Annotated in this window: 24 protein-coding genes; 13 read left to right on the top strand and 11 right to left on the bottom strand. The window is 69.7% G+C overall.

What is annotated here, in order from left to right; genetic code table 11:
• The first annotated feature begins 53 nt into the window (after positions 1-53).
• Positions 54-1277 (top strand): MFS transporter, encoded by a 1224-nt coding sequence (locus BM013_RS09875; RefSeq protein WP_093125958.1) that lies wholly within the window; start codon positions 54-56, stop codon positions 1275-1277.
• 8 nt (positions 1278-1285) lie between these two features.
• Here BM013_RS09875 and BM013_RS09870 read toward each other — a convergent pair whose 3' ends face one another.
• Together BM013_RS09870 and BM013_RS09865 are read right to left on the bottom strand one after the other, a co-directional pair.
• Positions 1286-1708 (bottom strand): dihydroneopterin aldolase, encoded by a 423-nt coding sequence (locus tag BM013_RS09870; RefSeq protein ID WP_256221444.1) that lies wholly within the window; start codon positions 1706-1708, stop codon positions 1286-1288.
• A gap of 8 nt (positions 1709-1716) precedes the next feature.
• Positions 1717-2493: an SDR family oxidoreductase gene (locus tag BM013_RS09865; RefSeq protein WP_093125955.1), complete on the bottom strand. Its 777-nt coding sequence runs from the start codon at positions 2491-2493 to the stop codon at positions 1717-1719.
• Positions 2494-2527: 34 nt separating this feature from the next.
• Between BM013_RS09865 and BM013_RS09860 the strand changes: the two genes are divergently transcribed.
• The 5 genes from BM013_RS09860 (at position 2528) to BM013_RS09840 (ending at position 7592) form a co-directional block, all read left to right on the top strand.
• Positions 2528-3643: a class I SAM-dependent methyltransferase gene (locus tag BM013_RS09860; protein WP_093125953.1), complete on the top strand. Its 1116-nt coding sequence runs from the start codon at positions 2528-2530 to the stop codon at positions 3641-3643.
• A gap of 89 nt (positions 3644-3732) precedes the next feature.
• The gene (locus BM013_RS09855) at positions 3733-4629 is read left to right on the top strand and encodes a TauD/TfdA dioxygenase family protein (RefSeq protein WP_093125950.1); all 897 of its coding nucleotides are present in this window, start codon (positions 3733-3735) and stop codon (positions 4627-4629) included.
• A 31-nt stretch (positions 4630-4660) separates the two neighbouring features.
• Positions 4661-5671 carry an ABC transporter substrate-binding protein gene (locus tag BM013_RS09850; protein WP_093125949.1) on the top strand — a complete coding sequence of 337 codons (1011 nt, stop codon included), beginning with the start codon at positions 4661-4663 and terminating at the stop codon, positions 5669-5671.
• A gap of 63 nt (positions 5672-5734) precedes the next feature.
• A complete protein-coding gene (locus tag BM013_RS09845; protein ID WP_371279813.1) occupies positions 5735-6589 on the top strand; it encodes an ABC transporter ATP-binding protein in 855 nt (284 codons plus the stop codon).
• Between the two features lie 133 nt (positions 6590-6722).
• Positions 6723-7592, top strand: coding sequence for an ABC transporter permease (locus BM013_RS09840; RefSeq protein WP_093125947.1), 870 nt, complete (start codon positions 6723-6725; stop codon positions 7590-7592).
• 33 nt (positions 7593-7625) lie between these two features.
• Here BM013_RS09840 and BM013_RS09835 read toward each other — a convergent pair whose 3' ends face one another.
• Positions 7626-8021 carry a DUF5329 family protein gene (locus tag BM013_RS09835; protein ID WP_093125944.1) on the bottom strand — a complete coding sequence of 132 codons (396 nt, stop codon included), beginning with the start codon at positions 8019-8021 and terminating at the stop codon, positions 7626-7628.
• A gap of 114 nt (positions 8022-8135) precedes the next feature.
• Between BM013_RS09835 and hisN the strand changes: the two genes are divergently transcribed.
• The 5 genes from hisN to BM013_RS09810 are packed head-to-tail and all read left to right on the top strand — an operon-like array spanning position 8136 to position 12105.
• Entirely contained in the window at positions 8136-8912 is a 777-nt protein-coding gene (gene hisN, locus BM013_RS09830) for a histidinol-phosphatase (protein ID WP_093125942.1), read from the top strand.
• 10 nt (positions 8913-8922) lie between these two features.
• Entirely contained in the window at positions 8923-9117 is a 195-nt protein-coding gene (locus tag BM013_RS09825) for a DUF2905 domain-containing protein (RefSeq protein ID WP_056509065.1), read from the top strand.
• Positions 9118-9161: 44 nt separating this feature from the next.
• Positions 9162-10088 carry an ROK family protein gene (locus BM013_RS09820; protein WP_093125939.1) on the top strand — a complete coding sequence of 309 codons (927 nt, stop codon included), beginning with the start codon at positions 9162-9164 and terminating at the stop codon, positions 10086-10088.
• A gap of 41 nt (positions 10089-10129) precedes the next feature.
• Positions 10130-11641, top strand: coding sequence for a tetratricopeptide repeat protein (locus BM013_RS09815; protein ID WP_093125937.1), 1512 nt, complete (start codon positions 10130-10132; stop codon positions 11639-11641).
• A complete protein-coding gene (locus BM013_RS09810; RefSeq protein WP_093125934.1) occupies positions 11638-12105 on the top strand; it encodes a DUF1877 family protein in 468 nt (155 codons plus the stop codon). Before BM013_RS09815 ends, BM013_RS09810 begins: the two co-directional genes overlap by 4 nt.
• Before the next feature lie 54 nt (positions 12106-12159).
• Here BM013_RS09810 and BM013_RS09805 read toward each other — a convergent pair whose 3' ends face one another.
• The gene (locus BM013_RS09805) at positions 12160-13605 is read right to left on the bottom strand and encodes an aminotransferase-like domain-containing protein (RefSeq protein ID WP_093126803.1); all 1446 of its coding nucleotides are present in this window, start codon (positions 13603-13605) and stop codon (positions 12160-12162) included.
• Positions 13606-13777: 172 nt separating this feature from the next.
• On the opposite strand from BM013_RS09805, the gene BM013_RS09800 reads away from it, so the two are divergent.
• The gene (locus BM013_RS09800; RefSeq protein WP_093125932.1) at positions 13778-14134 is read left to right on the top strand and encodes a hypothetical protein; all 357 of its coding nucleotides are present in this window, start codon (positions 13778-13780) and stop codon (positions 14132-14134) included.
• A 14-nt stretch (positions 14135-14148) separates the two neighbouring features.
• Here BM013_RS09800 and otsA read toward each other — a convergent pair whose 3' ends face one another.
• From otsA to BM013_RS09780, 5 genes are all read right to left on the bottom strand, one after another.
• Complete coding sequence (gene otsA, locus BM013_RS09795; RefSeq protein ID WP_093125931.1) at positions 14149-15534, bottom strand: alpha,alpha-trehalose-phosphate synthase (UDP-forming); 1386 nt, start codon at positions 15532-15534, stop codon at positions 14149-14151.
• Positions 15531-17453, bottom strand: a complete 1923-nt coding sequence (locus BM013_RS09790; protein WP_093125929.1) for a glycoside hydrolase family 15 protein — start codon at positions 17451-17453, stop codon at positions 15531-15533. Before BM013_RS09790 ends, otsA begins: the two co-directional genes overlap by 4 nt.
• Positions 17450-18277 (bottom strand): trehalose-phosphatase, encoded by an 828-nt coding sequence (otsB, locus tag BM013_RS09785; protein WP_093125927.1) that lies wholly within the window; start codon positions 18275-18277, stop codon positions 17450-17452. The genes BM013_RS09790 and otsB overlap by 4 nt, the downstream gene beginning before the upstream one ends.
• A 96-nt stretch (positions 18278-18373) precedes the next feature.
• Positions 18374-18559: a hypothetical protein gene (locus tag BM013_RS40430; protein ID WP_143098254.1), complete on the bottom strand. Its 186-nt coding sequence runs from the start codon at positions 18557-18559 to the stop codon at positions 18374-18376.
• On the bottom strand, positions 18556-19836 hold the full coding sequence (locus BM013_RS09780; protein WP_093125924.1) for a multifunctional CCA addition/repair protein: 1281 nt from the start codon (positions 19834-19836) through the stop codon (positions 18556-18558). Before BM013_RS09780 ends, BM013_RS40430 begins: the two co-directional genes overlap by 4 nt.
• A 165-nt stretch (positions 19837-20001) precedes the next feature.
• Here BM013_RS09780 and BM013_RS09775 point away from each other — a divergent pair, with 165 nt between their 5' ends.
• Positions 20002-20727 carry an OmpW/AlkL family protein gene (locus BM013_RS09775; RefSeq protein WP_093125922.1) on the top strand — a complete coding sequence of 242 codons (726 nt, stop codon included), beginning with the start codon at positions 20002-20004 and terminating at the stop codon, positions 20725-20727.
• Between the two features lie 45 nt (positions 20728-20772).
• Here the strand turns inward: BM013_RS09775 and BM013_RS09770 are convergent, their stop codons facing one another.
• On the bottom strand, positions 20773-21456 hold the full coding sequence (locus BM013_RS09770; RefSeq protein ID WP_093125920.1) for a glutathione S-transferase family protein: 684 nt from the start codon (positions 21454-21456) through the stop codon (positions 20773-20775).
• Between the two features lie 136 nt (positions 21457-21592).
• Positions 21593-22159: an MgtC/SapB family protein gene (locus BM013_RS09765; protein ID WP_093125918.1), complete on the bottom strand. Its 567-nt coding sequence runs from the start codon at positions 22157-22159 to the stop codon at positions 21593-21595.
• Positions 22160-22168: the final 9 nt, after the last annotated feature.

Raw genomic sequence — 22168 nt, 5'->3', positions numbered from 1 at the left:
GAGCCTCGCCCCGCACACTCCAGCCCTGCTTTCCTAATCTAAGGGTTTACACCATGTCTTCCATTCAATCCACGCATGAGAGGCTGCCCAGCTCGCTGATCCTGCTGCTGGCGGCCAGTGCCGGCTTCGGCGTTGCGGCGCTCTATTACAGCCAGCCGATGCTGGGCGTGCTCGGCCCCGACATCGGCGCCTCGGCGCGCGCCGTCGGCTTCGTGCCCACGCTCACGCAGCTGGGCTACGCGCTCGGCATCCTGCTGCTGGCGCCGCTGGGCGACCGCTTCGACCGGCGCCGCATCATCCTGGTGAAGGCCGCCGTGCTGGTGCTCGCGCTGCTGGGCGCGGCGTTCTCGCCCTCGGTCGGCCCGCTGCTCGCGGCCAGCCTGGTCATCGGCCTTGCGGCCACGCTGGCGCAGGACGTGGTGCCCGCGGCCGCCACGCTGGCGCCCGAGGCGCACCGCGGCAAGATCGTCGGCACCGTGATGACGGGGCTGCTGCTGGGCATCCTGCTGTCGCGCGTGCTCAGCGGCTTCGTGGCCGAGCACTTCGGCTGGCGCACGATGTTCGTGGTTGCGGCGGCCAGCATCGCGTTCATCGGCGTGGCCGCGGCGCGCGGCCTGCCGCACCTGCGCCCGACCACGCAACTGGGCTACGGCGCGCTGCTGGGCTCGCTGGCCAAGCTGTGGCAGCGCCACGGCGCCCTGCGCCGGGCCACCCTTGCGCAGGCCTTGCTGTCGGTGGGCTTCAGCGCCTTCTGGTCGACGCTGGCCGTGATGCTGCACGGCGCGCCGTTCCACCTCGGCAGCGCCGCCGCCGGTGCCTTCGGCTTGGCCGGTGCGGCCGGTGCCCTGGCCGCGCCGCTCGCCGGCCGGCTGGCCGACCGCCGCGGTCCGGAGCTGGTGATCCGCATGGGCGCGGCGCTGGTGGTGGTGTCGTTCGCGGCGATGCTGTTCGCGCCGCTGATGGCGCCCGCCGCGCGGCTGGGGCTGATCGTGGCCAGCGCCATCGGCTTCGACTTCGGCCTGCAGGCCGCGCTCATCGCGCACCAGACCGTGGTCTACGGCATCGACCCCGGTGCGCGCAGCCGGCTCAATGCGGTGTTCTTCACCGGCGTGTTCGTCGGCATGGCCACGGGTTCCGCGCTCGGTGCCCTGGTGCTGGCCCAGTGGGGATGGTCGGCCGTGGCCTTGCTGGCCGCGGTGTCGGGGCTCGGTGCGCTGGCCGTGCGCATGTGGCCGGTGGCGGCCGAGCCCGCCGTGGCTTGCGGTTCAGCGGCCTGAAGCGGGGCTCACCACTCGCCGGCTTCCATGCGGATCGCCACCTCGCAGTCGTCGAAGATTTCGAGCTTGGCGATCTTCACGCGCACGCCCACCACGCCGGGCAGCTGCAGCAGGCGCTGCACCAGCTTGCCGATCAGGCTCTCCAGCAGGTTGACGTGCTCCGCGGTGCACTCGTCGATGATGATGCGCCGCACCTTGCGGTAGTCGAGCACGTGGAAGATGTCGTCGTCCTGCGGCAGCAGCGGCTGCGGGCCGAGGCTGAGTTCGGCGTCGACCAGGATCGGCTGCGGCGCGGTCTTTTCCTGCTCGAGGATGCCCAGGTTGGCGTCGAAGCGCAGGCCCTGGAGGGTGAGGGTCTGGCGGCCTTGCGTGGCGACGGGCGAAGCAGTCGGCGAAGGGGCGGACGAAGGGGAGGGCGAGGGGGTGGACATGGTGGTGCTCACATGAGCGAGAAATCGCGCTCGAATTTCATCAGGTGCTGGCCGCCGTCCACCAGCAGCGTGGTGCCGGTGATCGAGCTGTTCTCCAGCGCGAACTTCACCGTGGCGCTCACGTCGCCGGGGGTGGAGGAGCGGCCCAGCGGCGACAGCTTGTGCAGCAGCGCGAACTTGTCGTCTTCCAGCATGTGGCTCGCCAGCGTGAGGCCGGGCGCCACGCCCACCACGCGCACGCGCGGGGCCAGCGCCAGCGCCAGCATCGGCGTGGCGGCCTCGAGCGCGGCCTTGGACAGCGTGTAGCTCAGGAAATCGGGGTTCGGGTTCCACAGCTTCTGGTCGAGCAGGTGCACCACCGCGCCTTGCGCGTCGCGCGCCGCCAGGTGCGCGTGCAGCGCCTGCGCCAGCAGGATGGCCGCGCCGGTGTTGCTGCGCGCATGGCGCTCCATGAGCGCGTAGCTGAAGGTGGCGGCCTCGTCGTGCTCGAACAGCGCGGCGCTGTGCACCACGGCGTCGATGCCGCGAAAGCGCGCGACCACGCGAGGCAGCAGCGCGCGCGTGGCGGCCTCGTCCTCGAGGTCGGCGGCGAAGAGCGCCGAATCGCCCGAGAGCGCGGCGCAGTCGGCCACGGTCTGCTCGGCCTCGGCGCGCGAGTGGCGGTAATGCACCGCCACCTGCCAGCCGCCCGCGGCCAGCGCCAGCGCGATCTCGCGGCCCAGCCTGCGGCCTGCGCCCGTGACGAGAACGGTGCGGGGGGCGGAGGAAGGGGATGCGGTGCTCATGCGGGAGAAGTGAGAGGAGAGAGACAATGGCGCCGTGACGACAAAGACAACCCCCAGCAGTTTACCCACCGCCCTCGACCATCTCATCGCGCGTTCCGTCGAGCGCGCGGGCGGCTGGATCGGCTTCGACCGCTTCATGGCGCTCGCGCTGTATGCGCCCGGCCTGGGCTACTACGCCAACACGTCGGCCAAGTTCGGCCACATGCCTTCGTCGGGCAGCGACTTTGTCACCGCGCCCGAGTTGACGCCGATGTTCGGTGCCACGCTGGCGGCGCAGGTGGCGCAGGCGCTGGAGAAGACCGGCACCGACACGGTCTGGGAATTCGGCGCGGGTTCGGGTGCGCTGGCCGTGCAGCTGCTGCACGCGCTCGACGAGATGGGCCGCACCGACGTGCGCTACCGCATCGTCGACCTGTCGGGCACGCTGCGCGAGCGCCAGCAGCAGGCGCTGGTGCGCCATGCGGACCGCGTCGAGTGGCTCAACGAATTGCCTGAAACGATGGAGGGCGTCGTGGTCGGCAACGAGGTGCTCGATGCCATGCCGGTGCAGTTGCTGGCGCGCGTGGCCGGCCAATGGTTCGAGCGCGGCGTGGTGCGCAACGCCACGGGCGACGGCTGGGCCTGGGCCGACCGCGAGACCGCGTTGCGCCCGCCGGTCGATGTGAGCGGCGAGCACGACTACCTCACGGAGGTCCATCCGCAGGCCAGGGCCTTCATCGCGACGTTGGCGGACCGGCTGAAGAGGGGCGCGGTCTTTCTCATCGACTACGGCTTCCCCGAGGCGGAGTACTACCACCCGCAGCGCCACATGGGCACCGTGATGTGCCACCGGGCGCACCAGGCCGACGGCGATCCACTGTCCGACGTGGGCTACAAGGACATCACGGCGCATGTGGACTTCACCGGCATCGCGCTGGCCGGCCAGGACGCGGGGCTCGAGGTGCTGGGCTACACGAGCCAGGCGCGCTTCCTGCTGAACTGCGGGCTGCTGGCACGAATGGAAGCAGGGTCCGTGGCCGAGCGCGCGATGGCGGCACGGCTCATTCACGAGCACGAGATGGGCGAGCTGTTCAAGGTGGTGGGCTTTGCGGCCGGCGACGCGTGGGACGCGATGGGGTTTGCCGAAGGCGACCGCAGCCACACGCTGTGAGCCGCGGGGCCTGAGGGCGCCAAACAAAGTCATAAGCTAGCAACGAAGAGTTCGTTGGGGAACGACGCCCCGGCCCCTACATTGACGGCATGACAGCCGTTCTTTCCCACGAGCCAGAGGCGCAAGCTGCAACCCAGCACTTCGACGTGCGCCCCTTCGACGCCCCGGTGGGCGCCGAGATCGTCGGCCTCGACATCTCGAAGCCGATCAACGCCGAAGACTTCGCGCGCATCCACCGCGCACACCTCGATCACCACGTGCTGGTGTTCCGAAACCAGCAGGTCAGCCCCCAGGCCCACATCGATTTCAGCCGCCGCTTCGGCCCGCTCGAAATCCACGTACTGCACCAGTTCCAGCTGAAGAACCACCCCGAGATCCTGATCGTCTCCAACATCAAGGAGAACGGCGAGCCCATCGGTCTCGGCGACGCGGGCGTCTACTGGCACTCGGACATCTCGTACAAGCCCAAGCCCAGCCTCGGTTCGCTGCTGCATGCGCAGGAGTTGCCCAGCGAAGGCGGCGACACGCTCTTCGCCGACCAGCACCTCGCATGGGATGCGCTGAGCCCCGAGCTGCAGCAGCGCGTCTTGCCGCTCAAGGCCGAGCACAGCTACCTGGCCAAGTACGAAGAGCTGCGCGCGAAGAACCCGTGGCGGCCCAAGCTCTCCCAGGCGCAGATCGACCAGGTCGCGCCCGCCGTGCAGCCCGTGGTGCGCACGCACCCCGAGACCGGCCGCAAGGCGCTGTTCGTCAGCGAGCATTTCACGACGCGCATCGTCGGCCTGCCGCAGGACGAGAGCGACGCGCTGCTGGCCGAGCTGTTCGCGCACAGCGTGAAGCCCGGGTTCGTCTACCGCCACCAGTGGGCGCCGCACGACCTCGTGTTCTGGGACAACCGCTCGCTGATGCACCTCGCGGCGGGCACGCCCGACGAACTGCGCCGCCGCCTGAACCGCACCACCATCGTGGGCGACACGCCTTTCTGATTTCCTTCTCCTTTCTTTCGGACCGATTTCCATGAACCGCTTCACGCGCAAGGCCGCCGCATTCGTCACGGGCTTGGGCCTTCTCGCCGGCAGTCTCGCCGCGCATGCCGAAGGCCAGATCCGCATCGCCGAGCAGTTCGGCATCGTCTACCTGCTGCTCAACGTCGCGCAGGAGCAGAAGCTCATCGAGAAGCATGCGAAGGCCGCGGGTGTCGACGCCAAGGTCGAGTGGATCAAGCTCTCGGGCGGCTCGGCGGTGAACGACGCGCTGCTGTCCGGCAACATCGAGATCGCGGGCGCCGGCGTGGGCCCGCTGCTCACGCTGTGGGACCGCACCAAGGGCAAGCAGAACGTGAAGGGCGTGGCCTCGCTGGGCAACTTCCCGTACTACCTGGTGAGCAACAACCCCAACGTGAAGACCATCGCCGACTTCACCGACAAGGACCGCATCGCGCTGCCCGCGGTGGGCGTGTCGGTGCAGTCGCGCGTGCTGCAGTTCGCCTCGGCCAAGCTGTGGGGCGACAAGGAGTTCAACCGGCTCGACAAGATCAGCGTGGCCGTGCCGCACCCCGACGCGGCCGCGGCCATCATCAAGGGCGGCACGGAGATCACCGGGCACTTCGGCAACCCGCCGTTCCAGGAGCAGGAGCTCGCGGGCAACCCGAACGCGCACATCGTGCTGAACTCGTACCAGGTGCTGGGCGGGCCTTCGTCGGCGACGGTGCTCTACGCCACCGAGAAATTCCGCAGCGAGAACCCCAAGACCTACAAGGCCTTCGTCGACGCGCTCGACGAGGCGGCGAAGTTCGTCACGGCCAACCCCGAGAAGGCAGCGGACATCTACCTGAAGGTGAGCAACGCCAAGCTCGACCGCGAGCTGCTGCTGAAGATCATCAAGAACCCCGAGGTGCAGTTCAAGACCACGCCGCAGAACACCTACCCGCTCGCGGAGTTCATGCACCGCGTGGGCGCGATCAAGAACAAGCCGGCGTCGGTGAAGGATTATTTCTTCGACGATGCGCAGAACACGTCGGGGAATTGAGTGAGTACGTCGGCCGTTTTGCCTTCGGGGGTCGACTCCCTCTCCCATCGGGAGAGGGAGAGGGTGGGGGTGAGGGGGGAGCCTCCGGCATCGCCACCAGCCCTCACCCCAACCCTCTCCCGCGAGCGGGAGAGGGGGCAACACGAGGCCCCGCTGTTGCAAGTGGATGGCGTCAGCCTCGACTACCGCACCCCTGAGCGCGTCGTGCGCGCCACGCACCGCGTGAGCTTCGACGTGCACGCCGCCGACCGTTTCGTGCTGCTCGGCCCCTCGGGTTGTGGCAAGTCCACGCTGCTGAAGGCCGTCGGCGGGTTCATCCCGCCGGTGGAAGGCGAGATCCGCCTCGACGGCAGGCGCGTGACGCAGCCCGGTCCCGACCGCATCGTCGTGTTCCAGGAGTTCGACCAGCTGCCGCCGTGGAAGACGGTGAAGCAGAACGTCATGTTCCCGCTGCTGGCCTCGCGCACGCTGGGCCGGAAGGAGGCCGCCGAGCGCGCGCTGCACTACCTCGACAAGGTCGGCCTCGCCAGGTTCGCCGACGTGCATCCGCACCAGCTTTCCGGCGGCATGAAGCAGCGCGTGGCCATTGCCCGCGCGCTCGCGATGCAGCCGCGCGTGCTGCTGATGGACGAGCCCTTCGCCGCGCTCGACGCGCTCACGCGCCGCAAGATGCAGCAGGAGCTGCTCGAACTGTGGGACGAGGTGCGCTTCACGCTGCTGTTCGTCACGCACTCGATCGAAGAGGCGCTGGTGGTGGGCAACCGCATCGCGCTGCTGTCGCCGCACCCGGGGCGCATGCGTGCCGAGATCAACAGCCACGGCTTCTCGCTGGCGAGCCTGGGCGGTGCCGAGTTCCAACGTACGGCGCAGCGCATCCACGACATGCTGTTCGAGGAAGAAGCCGAGGCCGCGGCGTGAGCCCCGTCTTTCTCCCTCCCCTTCCGGGGGAGGGTGGGGGTGGGGGCCAGCGGCGTGTCCATTGCCGTCGGCCTATCGAGCGCCGCTTGCCCCCATCCCAACCTTCCCCCAAAGGGGGAAGGAGCAATACCCTATGAGCACGCTGACACCCCCGATCCGCCCCGAATACGAACGCACGCTCGAGCCCTTCACCGAGTTCCCGGTGGAGCGCACGCTGCCGCTGCGCACGCGCATCTGGTCGCAGGCCTGGCTGCGCAAGGGCCTGATCCTCGCCGTCATCGCGGTGCTCTGGGAGCTCGCCGCGCGCTGGCAGGACAACGACCTGCTGCTGCCCACCTTCACCGCCACGGCGAGCGCGCTGGTCGAAGGCCTGGCCAGCGGCGAGCTGGTCGAGAAGGTGCGCATCTCGCTGGCCGTGCTGCTGCAGGGCTACCTGGCCGGCGTGCTGCTGGCCTTCGCGCTCACCACGCTTGCGGTGTCCACGCAGATCGGGCGCGACCTGCTGGACACGCTCACCTCCATGTTCAACCCGCTGCCGGCCATTGCGCTGCTGCCGCTGGCGCTGCTGTGGTTCGGCCTGGGCCGGGGCAGCCTGGTGTTCGTGCTGATCCATTCGGTGCTGTGGCCGCTGGCGCTCAACACCTATGCGGGCTTCCAGGGCGTGCCCGAGACGCTGCGCATGGCGGGGCGCAACTACGGGCTGAAGGGGCTGCGCTACGTGCTGCAGATCCTGGTGCCGGCGGCGCTGCCGTCGATTCTTTCGGGGCTGAAGATCGGCTGGGCCTTCGCGTGGCGCACGCTGATCGCGGCCGAACTGGTGTTCGGCGCGTCGTCGGGCAAGGGCGGGCTGGGCTGGTACATCTTCCAGAACCGCAACGAGCTCTACACCGACCGCGTGTTCGCGGGCCTGGCGCTGGTGGTGCTGATCGGCCTGCTGGTCGAGAGCCTGGGCTTCAAGACGCTGGAGCGGCTCACGGTGCGCCGCTGGGGACAGCAGCGCTAGAAGAACAGGAAGAACAAGAACAAGAACGGGGCGTCAGCCGCCCGGCGCTTTCTTCGCGCCCTGGCGCAGGGCGCGCAGCTCGCCGTTGAGGAACTCGTTGGCATCGCGCACCACGCCGCCCGTGAGCTTCACCTTGTAGGCCTGGCCCGTCATTTCCGAGCGCGAGGCGCAGCGGTCGATGAAGTCTTCCGCGGTGACCAGTTCCTTTTTGAAATAGTCGTACTTCGCCTGCATGTGCTTGGCGGCGTCGGCCGCGTTGTACTCGCTGCCGTTGCGCAGGAAGATCATCGAGCGCATCGCCGACACGTGCTGGATCAGCGTGTCGATCAGCCGGTTCTCGGTGTCCGAAGGGGTGGCATGGGCCAGCAGGGCCGAGGCGCCGAGCACGAGGGCCAGCAGCGCCGAACGCAGGGGTTTGAAGGAAGCCATTTGTCGTAGTTCGTGGCAATTTCCGGGCCATGCTAGGGCTGGCGGGGCGGTCGTGTCAAACCGGGCCCGGCTCGGGTCTAATCTCGGGTTTTGGTTCGCGTTCTCCTCTCTGCCATGAGCTCCTCCTCTCCAGACCTTTCGCCGATCGCCCAGGCCCTGGCCGATGCCGCCGCCACGCAGTCGATGCACTACTTCCGCACGCCGCTGGACATCATCACCAAGGCCGACGAAAGCCCCGTCACGCTGGCCGACCGCGCCGCCGAGACGGCCATGCGCGAGATCCTCGCGCAACGGGTGCCCGCCGACGGCATCTACGGCGAGGAGCACGGCCCCGAGCGGCTGGAGGCCGAGCGCGTCTGGGTGCTCGACCCGATCGACGGCACCCGCAGCTTCATCACCGGCTCGCCGCTGTGGGGCACGCTCATCGGCGTGCTGCAGGGCGGGCGCGTGGTGCTGGGCATGGTCGACATGCCGGTGCTCAAGGAGCGCTGGATCGGCGAGGCCGGCAAGGGCGCCACGCGCGACGGCCAGCCGGTGCGCGTGAGCAGATGCACCGAGGTGGCCCAGGCCCGCATCGTCACCACCTCGCCCGACATCTTCGCGGCGGCCGACTGGCAGGCCTTCGACCGGCTCAGCCGCCAGTGCGCCATGCGCCGTTTCGGCGGCGACTGCTACGGCTACGCCCAGCTGGCGGGCGGCACCATCGACCTGGTGGTGGAAACCGGCCTGCAGCCCTACGACTACCTCGGCCCGGCCGGGCTGATCGAGGCGGCCGGCGGCGTCATCACCGACTGGCAGGGCCAGCCGCTGGGCCTGAAATCCGACGGACGGGTGATTGCGGCCGCAACGCCCGAACTTCACCGACAAGCGATGTCTATCCTCTCGGCCTAGACTGTCGACCATGTTCCGCTGGTTGATCGTCGTCGTCCTTGCGCTGGTGCTGATGAGCGGCCTGACCGCCTGGCTGCGCCGCTTCGGCTTCGGACGCTTGCCCGGCGATTTCGAGTTCCGCGCCTTCGGCCGCGAGTGGCAGTTGCCGATCGCCAGCACCGTGGTGCTCAGCATGATCGCGGCGCTGGTCGCGCGCCTGCTGTAGCGGCCCCGTCCTTGCCCTTGACCTGAGAGAGAAGCACACCCGCAATGAGAGCCTGCGTAGACATCGGTGGTACCAAGGTGGCCGTGAGCCTTTCAGCCGCGAGCGGCGAGCCGTTGGTCGGGCGCCGCAGCGAGCCCACAGCCAAGACCGGCGACAACGACGCCGTGGCGGTGCAGATCCTGCGGATGATCGACGAGGTCTGCGCCGAGCAGGGGGTGGACGCGGGCACGATCGACCGGGTGGGCGTGTCGTCGGCAGGCCCTTTCGAATTGCGCAACGGCATGGTCGAACTGGCCACGCCCAACATCTGCGGCGGCATTGCCGGCCCGGCGCGCGGCCTGCCGAACAACTGGATGACCGCCCAGGTCGAGGCACCGCTGGCCCGGCGTTTTGCCCGCGTGCGCGTGGAGAACGACGCGGTGGCCGCGCTGGAAGCCGAGCGCCATTGGGGTGCGCTGAAAGACATCGACGACTGCGCCTACGTCACCTGGAGCACGGGCGTGGGCGTGGGCCTGTGCGTGGGCGGGCGCGCGCTGCGTGGCAAGAACGGCAACGCCGGCCATGCGGGCCACAGCTTCGTGGTCGACGACGACAGCGGCGCGCTGTGCGGCTGCGGCAACCTCGGCGATGTCGAGGGGCTGATCGCCGGCAACTCGATCGCTCGGCGCTTCAGCCAGCCGGCGGCCGAACTGTTCACGAGCGCGGCGGCCGGCGAGCCGCATTCGCTGGCCATCGTCGACGCGCTGTGCCGGGTGATGGGCCGCATGCTCTACAACCTGATCGCCACGCTCGACCTGCAACGCATCAGCCTCGGCGGCAGCGTGTTCTGGCACCACCGTGAGCTCCTGCTGCCCAAGCTGCAGGCCCACATCGACGGCAAGCTGCTGCCGCTCACGCGCGGCGTGCTGCTCGTCCCCGCCGGCCTCGGCGACAAGGTCGGCGACTACGCGGCCCTGGCACTGCTCGACTGAGCGGGCAGAGCCGCCTCGTCGATACAAGCACCCGGCGCCCCATGACCGCGTCGCCCCGCCGCCCCGGTTTCGCCTACCTGCTGCTGGCCGTGGGCGGCTTTGCCGGCGCGCACCGGTTCTACCTGGGCAGCTACTTCGGCGGCGCGGCCCAGCTGGCGCTGCTGGCGTATGGCCTCAGTGGCCTGCCGGGGGCGCGCTTCGCGCTGCTGCCGCTGCTGCCGTGGCTGCTGTTCGACATCTACTGGGTCCACCGCAAGACCCGGCCGGGCATGGTCGTGGCCGTGCGCGGCGTGAAGCGCCGCGGCCGCCCCGAGAACAAGGACTACGACCTCGCCGCCCTCGCCGAGGCCAACAAGCTGCAGGCCTCGTTCGTCGCCGCCGCCGAGGCGCAGGACTGGGCGCAGGCCGTGGTCATCGCCGACCAGATCGTGGCCAGTGCGCGCCGCATCTTCAAGGGCCCGCACCTGAACCTGGCGATGTCGCTGTGCATGCTCGGCCAGGCCTGCTACCAGTGCAAGGCCTTCGACAAGGCCAAGGCGAACCTCGAGGAGTGCCTGGCCATCGGCCGCAAGATCGGCATGCCGGCCGAGGACATGGACATCGCCCGCAAGGCGCTGGCCCTCACGCTCGCCGGCATCGGCGAGCGCAAGGCGCGCGGCGCCGAGACCGACGGCGAGGCCGCGCTGCTGCACCTGCTCGAGGAAAAGGAAACGCGCTACCGCGATGCGCTCGCCCAGGGCGACCTGCCGCGCGCCGAGCGCCTGTGCGCCGAGGCCGTGGCCACCAGCCGCCAGCTGTGCGGCGGGCCGGGCAAGTCGGTGGTGTTCCACCTGTCGAGCCATGCGGAACTGTGCCGCCGGCTGCAGTGGCCCGACAAGGCCGAGGTGGCGGCCAACGAGGCGCTGGCCATGGCCGGCCAGCTCGGGCTGGACGACAGCTGGCGGCGCGGGCCGACCAACACGCTGGCGCTGCTGCATGCCGCGGCCGGCCGCGCCGACGAGGCCGAGGCGCTCTACAAGAAGACCATCGCCATGGCCATCGCCGAGGCCAAGGGCGGCTCCAGCGACGGCGTGGTGCGCGCCTTCAACAACCTGGCGTTCCTGTATGCAGAGTCCGGCCAGAACGACAAGGCCGAGCTTTGCTACGCCCGCGCGCTGGTGCACCTGGACAAGCTGCGCGAAGCGGACGGCGAGGACCAGGGCGACGCCGAGCTGCACTCGCACATGCTCAACAACTTCGCCGGCCTGCTGATGGCGCGGCGCGACTTCGACGGCGCGCGCCCGCTGTACGAGCGCTCGCTGGCCATCCAGCAGCACAGCTGCCGCGGCATCTCGACCGCGGCCGCCAACGCGCACAACGACCTCGGCCTGATGGCGCAGGACGACGGCGACCTGCGCCAGGCGCTCATGCACTTCCAGCGCACGCTGCTGCTCAACCAGATCTGCACGCCCGACCATTTCAACAACCTCGAGAGCGCGCAGCGCAACATCGACAGCGTGAGCATGGTGCTCGCCCTGGTCGCGCGCGCCGCGCGCATGGAGCCCAGCACATGAGCATCGGCGGTGCGTTCTATGCGCTGGACCGCTACCGGCTGCGCGCGCTGGTGATCGACCCGGCCACCGTGCCGGGGTTCATCCGCGGGCAGGGCTTCGGGAGTGGCGGGAGCGGCGGGCACGACGGCCCCAGCGACAGCCAGACGGTCGAGCAGGCCTGGGACGTGGTGCGCACGCTGCTGCCCGAGGCGGTGGAGGGCGAGGAGCTCGACGGCACTGGTGCGCTGGGCTGCATCTACCTGACGGCCGCGCATGTCGAGCGCACGGCGGCGCGGCTGGCGCAGCGCGACGTGCAGGCGCTGATGGGGCAGTTCACCGGCGAGCCCGCGAAGTTCGCCGAGCTCTATTGGGCCAAGGTCTGGCAGGACGGTGCGAAGGAGCTCGCGGCGTTCCTCGAAGGCGTGAAGCGTTTCTTTGCCGGCGCGGCCGCGCGGCGCGATGCCGTCGTCTTCTATCTTGCCTAGCCGCGCCTGGCCTGGCCTGGCCGGTGGTTCCGGAGCGCGGCGAGGCTGCCGTGCTCAGCCCGGCGGCCGCGTCGCCGAGACGATCTCGCCCAGCCGCCGCAGTCCCGCATCGATCGCCTTCGAATACGGCCAGCCGCAGTTGATGCGCAGGTAGTTGTCGAAGCGCCCCGAGTTCGAGAACTGCGCGCCCGGCGCCACCAGCATCTGCTCGCGCAGCGCGGCTTCGAACACGGTCACCGACGAGCGCTGCTCCGGCAGCTCGACCCACAGCTGCAGCCCGCCGCGCGGCAGGTTCAGCCGCGTGCCGGCCGGAAAGTACCTGGCGATGGCGTCCGCCGTCTGGTCGCGCTGCGCGTGCAGCCGCTCGCGCAGGCGGCGCAGGTGGCGGTCGTAGGCGCCGCTGGCGATGAACTCGCCCGCCGCGATCTGCGCCAGCGCCTCGTTGTTGCGCGTCTGCGCGTACTTGAGCATCTCCACCTGCGCATGCCAGCGCCCGGCGGTGATCCAGCCCAGCCGCAGCCCCGGCGCCAGCACCTTGTGCAGCGAGGCGCAATAGATCACGTTGCCCGTGCGGTCCCACGACTTCATGGCGCGCAGCGGCGTGTCGCTTTCCACCAGGTCGCTGTAGGTGTCGTCCTCGACCAGCGCGATGCCGTGGCTCTCGCACAGGTGCACCAGCCGCTGCTTGTGGGCGTCGGGCATCACGCTGCCCATCGGGTTCTGCAGGTGCGGCACCACCACCACGGCCTTGATGTCGTCGTAGGTGTGGATCGCCAGGTCGAGCGCCTCGATCGACAGGCCGGTCTGCGGGCTGGTCGGGATCTCCAGCGCGCGCATGCCCAGGCTTTCGAGCACCTGCAGCAGGCCGTAGAAGGTGGGCGACTCCACCGCCACCGTGTCGCCCGGCTTGGCGACGGCGCGCAGCGCGAGGTTCAGCGCCTCGATGCAGCCGTTGGTGACCAGCACCTCGTCGGGCGCCACCGTCATGCCGATGCGCAGGTTGCGTTGGGCCAGCGCCTCGCGAAAAGGCTCGTGGCCCTTCTGCGACGAGGAGGTGGTCAGCAGTTCGGGCCGCTGGCGCAGGGCGCGCGTCATGGCATTGCGCAGCGGCTCCGCGGGGTACAGCTCGGGCGCGGCGCGGGCAATGGCGAAGTTGAGCTTCACGCCCGTGTGCCGGCCGCGCGCCATGAAGTTGGCCATGCGCTCGCGCATGCTCACGAGCTGCGCCGGATCGGGCGGCACGCCGGCCAGCGGCTCTTCCATCGGCGCGATGGCCAGGCGCTGCGGGCGCCGCACGAAGTAGCCCGAGCGGTCGCGCGCCTCGACCCAGCCGTCGCTTTCCATCGCGCGGCAGACCTGCAGCGCGGTCGACAGGCTGATGTCGTGCAGCCGCATCAGGCTGCGCAGCGAGGGCAGCTTGTCGCCCTGCTTCAGCGAGCCGGTATGGATCGCGTCCACGTAGTGCGCTGCGAGCTGGCGGTAGAGCGGTAGCGAGTCCATGGGGTCGATGTTCCGCGCATCGGGCGTCTGAAAACAGATGCAGTTGGTCGGGAAAACGACCATAACAGATGGCTTGGCGGCCGTGCTGTTCCGGTCGCAATAGCCATGGCGTGTGCCTGTTTTCCAGGCGGTGGAATTCCTACGATGAAGCCTCATTCACCCGAGGTCCGCCATGATCACCACCCTCTCCCAAGCGCCCGATTCCATCGTTCTCGAACCCGGCCAGTCGCTGCGCACTTCGGTCGAGGCGGGCGCCTGGCTCCAGCTGGCGGAGGGCCGCGCCCGCGTGGTGTCGCCGCCGGGCTGGTTCGGCGGCACCGTGTTCATGTCCGAGACGCTGCTCGACGAAGGCGACGTGCACCGCCTGCCGCAAGGCGGATGGATCGAGGTGTGCGCGCTGACGCCGGTGCACCTGCGGGTGCATGCGCCGCTGGGCGCGCGGCCTTCGCGGGTTGCCGCGGCATCGGCATCGGCGCCGGTGGAAGCGCGGCCGGTGATGCGGTTCGTGCGCCTGCTCACCGGCTGGTGAGCCGAACGAAAGCCTCAGCGCACGCTGGGCGAGGCCCGCAACGCATCCAGGAAGCTGCTGCGCCACCAATGGATGTCCTGCTCGCGAATGCGCGACAGCAATTTCTGGTGCCGCTCGCGGCGCTCTTCCAGCGGCATCTGCAGCGCCTGCTGCACTGTTTCCGCGGTGCCGTGCGTGTCGTACGGGTTCACCAGCAGCGCCTCCTTCAGCTGCTCGGCCGCGCCGGCGAAGCGTGAGAGCACCAGCACGCCGGGGTCGGCCGGGTCCTGCGCCGCGATGTATTCCTTGGCCACCAGGTTCATGCCGTCGCGCAGCGGCGTCACCAGCCCCACGGCCGCGGCGCGGCACAGGCCCGGCACGCGCTTGCGCGCCACCATGCGGTGGATGTAGCGCACGGGCATCCAGTCGAGCTCGCCGTAGTCGCCGTTGATGGCGCCGCACAGCGACTCGAGTTCGCGCCGGATGTCGGCATAGGCGTCGACCGTCTCGCGCGTGGGCGAGGCGATCTGGATCAGCGTGGCGCTGCGCCGGTTCTCGGGATAGTGCGCCAGCAGTTCGCGAAAGGCGCGCACGCGCTGCGGAATGCCCTTGGAGTAGTCCAGCCGGTCGATGCCCAGCAGCAGCCTGCGCTGCGAGTACTCGCGCTTCATGGTCTCGTACATGTCGCGCGCTTCCTTGGCGTGCGTGAGCGCCAGGAACTCGTCCACGTCGATGCCGATGGGGAAGGCGCTGCAGCGCACCGTCTGGCCGTAGGCGCGGTACATGTCGTCGCCCAGGTACTCGCCGCGCGCCTCGTTGCGCACGTAGTGCTCGAAGTGCTGCACGTCCTGCTGCGCCTGGAAGCCGATGAGGTCGTAGGCGAACAGCGAGCGCATGAGCCACTCGTGCTGCGGAATGGCCGCGGTGATGATCTGCGGCGGCAGCGGAATGTGCAGGAAGAAGCCGATGCGCTGCTTGCAGCCCATGGCGCGCAGCTCGGCCGCCAGCGGGATCAGGTGGTAGTCGTGCACCCAGATGATGTCGTCTTCCTTCAGCAGCGGCAGCAGCTTGCGCGCGAACAGCTGGTTCACGCGCCGGTAGCCCCCGATGAAGCCGGCGTCGAAATGCGCCAGGTCCAGGCGGTTGTGGAACACCGGCCACAGCACGTCGTTGCTGTAGCCCAGGTAGTAGCTGTCGTGGTCATCGCGGCTCAGGTCGATGGTGGCCAGCGTGACCTTGCCGGCCTGCTGCTTGTGCAGCTCGCCTTCGCCGGTCGGGCCGCCCTCGATGACCTGGCCGCTCCAGCCGAACCACAGTCCGCCGCTTTGCTGCAGCGACTCGCCCAGCGCCACGGCCAGGCCGCCGGCGGCCGGCTTGCGCGGATCGGCCACGCGGTTGGAAATGACGACGAGACGACTCATATGCACGAATCCCAGGGAGCGGACAGGCGCACGGCCGCGTTGATGATGCCGACCATCGAATAGGTCTGCGGAAAGTTGCCCCACATCTCGCCCGTGACCGGGTGCGTGTCTTCCGACAGCAGGCCCAGCGGATTACGCGCCGCGAGCATGGTCTCGAAGATCTGGCGCGCCTCGGCCTTGCGGCCGATCTTGGCGAGCGCGTCGATGCGCCAGAAGGTGCAGATGTTGAAGGCCGTCTCGGGCTTGCCGAAGTCGTCGGCGGCCTCGTAGCGGCGCATGTACGGTCCGTCGCACAGCGACTTCTCCATGGCGTCGACGGTGGAGATGAAGCGCGGGTCGCGCGCGTCGATCAGCCCCACCTCGACCATCAGCAGGATGCTGGCGTCGAGCTCGTGGCCGCCGAAGCTCTCGGCGAAGGCCTGGCGCTCCTCGCACCATGACTTGGCCAGGATCTCTTCCTTCATGCGCGCGGCATGGCCGTGCCAGTAGGCCGCGCGGTCGGGCAGCTCCAGCCGGCGCGCGATCTTGGCGAGCCGGTCGCAGGCGGCCCAGCTCATCAGCGCCGAGCTGGTGTGCACGCGGGCGCGCGTGCGCAGCTCCCACATGCCGGCGTCGGGCGTGCCGTAGACGCGCACCGCCTGCTCGCCCACCGCCTCGAGGTGCGGAAACTCCGCCAGCCCCGCGCGGCTGAGCAGCCGGTGGTCATGGAAGGCCTGCGCCGCGCCCAGCACGATGTTGCCGTACACGTCGTGCTGGAAGTGCTCCTGCGCCTGGTTGCCCACGCGCACCGGGCCCATGCCGCGGTAGCCCGGCAGGCCGTCCACGAAGGACTCGGGCAGCTCGCGCTCCAGTCCGATGCCGTACAGCGGCTGGATGTGCTCGCCGTGCGAGCCGATCACCACGTTGCCGAGCCAGCGCAAATAGTCTTCCATGGTGCCCACCTCGCTCAGCGAGTTGAGCGCGCGCACCACGAAGAAGGCGTCGCGCAGCCAGCAGTAGCGGTAGTCCCAGTTGCGCTGGCTGCCCGGCGCTTCCGGAATGCTGGTGGTCATGGCCGCGACGATGGCGCCGGTGTCCTCGTACAGCGAGAGCTTCAGCGTGATGGCCGCGCGGATCACCGCGTCCTGGTACTCGAAGGGAATGGCCAGGCGCTTGCTCCAGGTGCGCCAATAGGAGATGGTCTCCTGCTCGAACTTGCGCGCCGTGTCGGCAATCCCTTCGGTCAGCGTCTCGTCCACGCCGAACATGAAGTTGTACTCGCGCGAGAGCACGAAGGGCTGGCGCGAGAGGATGTGCGAGATCGACGCGTCGGTGTTCAGCCGCAGCGTCACGTCGGGGCCCACATAGCGGATGTGGTTGCTGCCGCGCGTGACTTCCACCGGCGCCGAGGCGCCCCACTGGAAGCGCGGGTCGAGCGAGACGCGGATGCGCGGCGCGCCGGCAATGGGGCGCACGCGGCGCACCATCATCAGCGGGCGGAAGTAGCGCGAGCGGCTGTAGAAGCGCGGCGCGAAGTCGGTGATCTCGATGCCCTGGCCCGCGCTGTCGAACAGCTGCGTGCGCAGCACCGCCGTGTTCGGCTCGTACCACTGCTTGGCCTCGGCGAAATCCTCGATCTCGATGGCCCAGGCGCCGGCGTCTTCGCCGGGATGCAGCAGGGCGTTGAACACCGGGTCGCCGTCGAAGCGCGGCAGGCAGCACCACACGGCGCGACCGCGCGCGTCGATGAGCGCGGTGTACGCGCAGTTGCCGATCACGCCGACGTTGAGCGAGGGCTCGGCCGGCGGCGCGAAGCCGCGCGGGCCCGGGGCCGCGGCGGCCTGCAGGTCGGCCGGCGCGCGCTCGCCGGGGCCGGCGGAGCCTGCCAGCGCTTGCCCGGCGCGGTCTTCAGGGGCCGTCGCCAGTTGTTGTTCGCTCATTCGGGGCTCCTGGGGGATTCTTGGGGGGCGTCGGCGTTGGCGTCTGCCTTGGTCTTCGCGGCTTCGGTCTTCGGCGCGGCGAGCAGGTCGCGCGCCTGCACCAGCCATTCGTGCACGGCGCGCGGCGACTCGAGCCGGTGCAGCGCCAGGCTGGGCCCCGAGCCCACCTTCACGGCGATGCCGCCGCGCGGCTGCACCACGGCAAAGCCGCTTTCGTCGGTGGTGTCGTCGCCCAGGAAGACCGGCGTGCGGCCCGCGAACGGCGCCTCGGTCATGAAGGCGTCGATGGCAATGCCCTTGTTGACGCCCGCGGGCTTCACCTCGAACACGAACTTGCCGTGCATGAGCTCGAGCTGCGGGTTGTTGGCGATGGCGCGCGACATGGCGTCCTGGCACACGGCCTCGAGCTGCGGCGCGAGCCGGTAGTGCAGCGCGATGGCGGCGTGCTTGCGCTCGACCAGGAGACCTTCGTGCACGCGCGCGAGTTCGTTGGCGATCTCCAGGATCGGCGCGAGGTCGGGCGCGCGCTGCTCCTGCGTGTGGCCCGTGGCGTCGCGGCGCTGCACGCCGTGCTCGCCGGCCGCGGGCAGGCGCAGCGGTGCGAGGAAGCGGTCGATCGAGTCGATCTGGCGGCCGGAGACCACCGCGAGCGCGCCGCCGAGCTGGTCGCTCAGGTCGCTCAACAGGGAGACGAGGGCAGGGGGAATCTCGATGGCCTCCGGCGTGGGCGCAAGCCCGACGAGGGTGCCGTCGAAGTCGAGAAAGAGGGCTGCATCCCGGCCCAACGGAGGAGGCAACTGCATGTTGCTGGTGGACTTTGGCATTGGTAAAAACCTTAACACGCGCTGCCGGCGGCGCGTGTCGGCCAAAGCCCAATCCGCCCTCCGACCCCTTGGCCCCTCAGCGGGTCGACGGGGTCGTCAGGCGAGCGAAACCCTTGGCAGGGCTTGCGCCAGCGCCCGCAGCAGCGCGGGCGCGCTCACCGGCTTGAACGTGCGCGCGCAGCTGCCGATGGCGACGACCGTGACCACCGAGGTCACGGGCAGGTCGTCGGGCGAGATGAACAGCAGCGGCGCGGTGGCCGTGGCCATGCTCGCCGTGGTCACGGTGCGCGTACGGCGCCCACGGCGCCCGTGGCGGCCACGGCATCGACGCGCGCCCGGTGGATCGCCTCGCCGATCTTCGGCCCGGTGGCGCCGGCCTGCTGGGCGGCGCGTGCCACCACGTCGGTGGCCACGCCCGTCGCGGCGGCCAGCACGGCGAGCAGGCGGGGGCGCTGCGGGTAGGGCGTGTGCTCGAAGCCGAGGCGGCCGCGCGAGTCGCACTCGCAGGCCAGCAGCACCTCGGCGAAGCGCGCGGGCTTGCGAAAGGCGTCGCAGCGCTCCAGCAGGCGCACCAGCCCGACGGCGTCGAGCGCACCGCTGCCGTGGATGTGGCCGTGCTCGCGCGCCACCACTTCGGCCAGCTCGCGAACGTCCACCGGCACGCGCCAGCGCTCGCACACCTGCTGCAGCAACGCCACGCTGCGCTGCTCGTGGTCGGGATGGCGCGGCAGCACGTCGGCCGGCGTGGTGCCCTTGCCGAGGTCGTGCATCAGGCAGGCGAAGCGCACGGCCAGCGAAGCCGCCAGCCGCGCGCTGGTGTCGAGCACCATCATCAGGTGCACGCCCGCGTCGATTTCGGGGTGGTGCTCGGCGCGCTGCGGCACGCCCCAGAGCCGGTCGACTTCGGGCAGCAGCACGGCCAGCGCGCCGCACGCGCGCAGCACGTCGAACATGCGCGAGGGGCGCGTTTCCATGAGGCCGCGCGAGAGCTCCTGCCACACGCGCTCGGCCACCAGCGCGTCGGCCTCGCCGGCCGCCACCATCTCGCGCATCAGCGCCAGGGTCTCGGGGGCGACGGTGAAGTCGTCGAAGCGGGCGGCGAAGCGCGCCACGCGCAGGATGCGCACCGGGTCTTCGCGGAAGGCGTCGGTCACGTGGCGCAGCACCTTGTCGCGCAGGTCGCGCTGGCCGTGAAAGGGGTCGGCCAGCGCGTCGGGCGTGGGGTCGAAGCGGCCATCGGCGCTCACCCGTTCGGCCGGCAGCGCAATGGCGTTGACGGTCAGGTCGCGGCGGGCCAGGTCCTGCTCGAGCGTGACGTCGGGAGAGGCATGCACGGTGAAGCCGCGGTAGCCCGGCGCGCTCTTGCGTTCGGTACGGGCCAGCGCGTATTCCTCGCGGGTCCGAGGATGCAGGAACACCGGAAAGTCGCGCCCCACGGGCAGGTAGCCGCGGCGCACCATTTCCTCGGGCGTGGCGCCCACCACCAGCCAGTCGTGGTCGGACACCGGGCGCCCCAGCAAGTGGTCGCGGAGTGCACCGCCGACGAGAAAAATGTTCATGAGTGCAGTGTAGGGATACTCCTCACTTCCAAAAAAGAACGGTCGTTCGATAATCCCTCCCGCAGACCGGGCAATCGTTCGTCGAACGAGCGATTTTCAGCGGCAGCCATAAGCCGAAGTTCGTATCCGCAGAGGGATCTTTCAACCAAAGGAGCAATTCACATCATGAAGAAAACAATGATTGCGCTGGCGGCTCTGGGCGCCCTGGCGTCCGGAAGCGCCATGGCGCAACAGGCCGGCGACTGGGTCGTGGGCGCAGGGTGGTTCCATCTGTCACCGCAGGACTCGAGCAAGCCGCTGACCGTGACCTCGCCCATTCCGGCCGTGCTGCCCGGCTCCGGCGCGAGCGTGAGCGACTCCGACACCCTGGGCCTGAGCGCCATGTACTTCCTGGACAGCCACTGGGCGGTGGAAGGCGTGTTCGGCGTGCCGCCCAAGTTCAAGCTCAACGGCACCGGCACGCTGGGCCGCGTCGGCCAGCTCGGCGAAGCCCGCCAGTGGAGCCCGACCATCCTGGGCAAGTACTACTTCAACGAAGGCACCTCGGCCTTTCGTCCTTACGTCGGCGTGGGCGCCACCTATGTCTGGTACAGCGACGTCAAGCTGACCTCGAACCTGCAGGGCGCGCTGGCCAGCCAGTTCCACCAGTCGCCGTTCGCCGTGAACACCACGGCCAAGCTCGACAGCTCGTTCGCGCCGGTGATCAACCTCGGCGTGGCCTACCAGCTCGACAAGCACTGGGGCCTGTCGTTCTCGGTGTCGTACATCCCGCTGAAGACCAAGGCCAAGCTGACGACCACCTCGGTCACCGGCCTGCCCGTGGCCACGAGCGAAGCCAGCCTGAAGCTCAACCCGATCGTCACCTACGTGTCGGCCACCTACCGGTTCTGACCGGTACCGGCGCCTTGGCTTGCGCCTGAACCTGCCTCGAAGACCTTAGCGCCCCGTGCGGTAGGGCTCTTCGAACTGCAGGAAGTCTTTCTCCGCCAGCGCCTCGTCGATCCAGGCCTTGACGCCCGGCAGCGCCTGCACGCGCCCGATGTAGGCGGCGATGCGCGCCGGCACCGGCAGCCCGTAGGTGCCGATGCGCGTGCCGATGGGCGCGAAGTAGGCGTCGGCGATGGTGAATTCTCCGAACAGCATCGGGCCGCCGTGCGCCTCGAGCAGGCCGCTCCACATCTGCACGATGCGCGCGAGGTCGCTCGCGACCTCGGGTTGCTCCTTCATCAGCCGCGCGCCCACGCCGGGCAGCGAGGCCTCGATGTTCATCCCGCAATGGCCGCGCAGGCCGCCGAAGCCCGAGTGCATTTCGGCGCAGACGCTGCGCGCGCGTGCGCGGTCGGCCGCTGCCTGGGGCCAGAGCTGCTTCTCGGGGAAGGTCTCGGCCAGGTACTCGGCGATGGCCAGCGTGTCCCACACCACGAGCTCGCCGTCGGCCAGCACCGGCACCTTGGCCACGGGGTTGAGCGCAGCAATGGCGTTCTTGAATTTCGAGTCGGCCTCGAAGGAGTCGAAGCGCACCATCACTTCCTCGAAGGGAATGCCGGCCTGTTTCATCAGCACCCAGGGACGCATGGACCACGACGAGTAGTTCTTGTTGCCGATGTAGAGCTTGCGCATGAGAGGGGTCTCCGGTCCGTTGCGGTTCAAAAAAGCATTCGATGCTAGCCGCGCGTCGCGCGGGCATTGATGCCGAACGCGCGCCGGATCGATGCGCCCCGAATGGAGGCGCGCCGGCTGCGCGGCGGGGACGGGCTCAGCGCCCGCGCGTGTCGTCCGGCGAGGCGATCACGCGGGGCTTGGCGTCCTGCGCGCCGTCGCCGTTTTTCGGCGGGCCGGCCACGCGCTCGACCAGGCCCACGAGGCGCGGCACCAGCGCCAGCACGGCCAGCGCCAGCAGGGCGCTCAGCAGCGCCGTGGCCTCGCGGCCCAGCCCGCAGGCCATGCCGATCGCGGCGGTCATCCACAGGCCCGCGGCCGTGGTCAGGCCCTGCACCTGGGTCTCGTCCTTGCCCTGCTTGAGGATGGTGCCCGCGCACAGGAAGCCCACGCCCGCCACCAGCCCCTGGATCACGCGGCTCATGTCGGCCGGCACGATGCCGGTCTGCTGCGGAATGAGCACGAACATCGCCGAGCCGATGGCCACCAGCATGTGCGTGCGCACGCCGGCCGCCTTGCCCGCCTGCTCGCGCTCGAAGCCGAGCACGAAGCCCAGCGCACCGGCCAGCGTGAGGCGCAGCACGATGCGCGTGAGCTGCGCGACGTCGGTCACGTCCGAGAACTCGGAGGCGATGGTGTCCAGGACCTCGTCGCGCCAGCTCATCGGGGTGCC

It is taken from the genome of Variovorax sp. OK605 (assembly GCF_900115445.1).
Taxonomy (GTDB): domain Bacteria; phylum Pseudomonadota; class Gammaproteobacteria; order Burkholderiales; family Burkholderiaceae_C; genus Variovorax.
This window is presented reverse-complemented; position numbering and strand designations above follow the sequence as displayed.

What these genes read in the sequence shown, in the direction of transcription:
- BM013_RS09850 (WP_093125949.1), top strand. Translation starts at nt 4,661, where the DNA reads ATGAACCGCTTCACGCGCAAGGCCGCCGCATTCGTCACGGGCTTGGGC.
- BM013_RS09855 (WP_093125950.1), top strand. Translation starts at nt 3,733, where the DNA reads ATGACAGCCGTTCTTTCCCACGAGCCAGAGGCGCAAGCTGCAACCCAG.
- BM013_RS09790 (WP_093125929.1), bottom strand. Translation starts at nt 17,453, where the DNA reads ATGAGCGAACAACAACTGGCGACGGCCCCTGAAGACCGCGCCGGGCAA.
- BM013_RS09825 (WP_056509065.1), top strand. Translation starts at nt 8,923, where the DNA reads ATGTTCCGCTGGTTGATCGTCGTCGTCCTTGCGCTGGTGCTGATGAGC.
- BM013_RS09800 (WP_093125932.1), top strand. Translation starts at nt 13,778, where the DNA reads ATGATCACCACCCTCTCCCAAGCGCCCGATTCCATCGTTCTCGAACCC.
- BM013_RS09805 (WP_093126803.1), bottom strand. Translation starts at nt 13,605, where the DNA reads ATGGACTCGCTACCGCTCTACCGCCAGCTCGCAGCGCACTACGTGGAC.
- BM013_RS09835 (WP_093125944.1), bottom strand. Translation starts at nt 8,021, where the DNA reads ATGGCTTCCTTCAAACCCCTGCGTTCGGCGCTGCTGGCCCTCGTGCTC.
- hisN (WP_093125942.1), top strand. Translation starts at nt 8,136, where the DNA reads ATGAGCTCCTCCTCTCCAGACCTTTCGCCGATCGCCCAGGCCCTGGCC.
- BM013_RS09815 (WP_093125937.1), top strand. Translation starts at nt 10,130, where the DNA reads ATGACCGCGTCGCCCCGCCGCCCCGGTTTCGCCTACCTGCTGCTGGCC.
- BM013_RS09870 (WP_256221444.1), bottom strand. Translation starts at nt 1,708, where the DNA reads ATGTCCACCCCCTCGCCCTCCCCTTCGTCCGCCCCTTCGCCGACTGCT.
- BM013_RS09865 (WP_093125955.1), bottom strand. Translation starts at nt 2,493, where the DNA reads ATGAGCACCGCATCCCCTTCCTCCGCCCCCCGCACCGTTCTCGTCACG.
- BM013_RS09765 (WP_093125918.1), bottom strand. Translation starts at nt 22,159, where the DNA reads ATGAGCTGGCGCGACGAGGTCCTGGACACCATCGCCTCCGAGTTCTCG.
- BM013_RS09770 (WP_093125920.1), bottom strand. Translation starts at nt 21,456, where the DNA reads ATGCGCAAGCTCTACATCGGCAACAAGAACTACTCGTCGTGGTCCATG.
- otsB (WP_093125927.1), bottom strand. Translation starts at nt 18,277, where the DNA reads ATGCCAAAGTCCACCAGCAACATGCAGTTGCCTCCTCCGTTGGGCCGG.
- BM013_RS09840 (WP_093125947.1), top strand. Translation starts at nt 6,723, where the DNA reads ATGAGCACGCTGACACCCCCGATCCGCCCCGAATACGAACGCACGCTC.
- BM013_RS09810 (WP_093125934.1), top strand. Translation starts at nt 11,638, where the DNA reads ATGAGCATCGGCGGTGCGTTCTATGCGCTGGACCGCTACCGGCTGCGC.
- BM013_RS09780 (WP_093125924.1), bottom strand. Translation starts at nt 19,836, where the DNA reads ATGAACATTTTTCTCGTCGGCGGTGCACTCCGCGACCACTTGCTGGGG.
- otsA (WP_093125931.1), bottom strand. Translation starts at nt 15,534, where the DNA reads ATGAGTCGTCTCGTCGTCATTTCCAACCGCGTGGCCGATCCGCGCAAG.
- BM013_RS09820 (WP_093125939.1), top strand. Translation starts at nt 9,162, where the DNA reads ATGAGAGCCTGCGTAGACATCGGTGGTACCAAGGTGGCCGTGAGCCTT.
- BM013_RS09775 (WP_093125922.1), top strand. Translation starts at nt 20,002, where the DNA reads ATGAAGAAAACAATGATTGCGCTGGCGGCTCTGGGCGCCCTGGCGTCC.
- BM013_RS09875 (WP_093125958.1), top strand. Translation starts at nt 54, where the DNA reads ATGTCTTCCATTCAATCCACGCATGAGAGGCTGCCCAGCTCGCTGATC.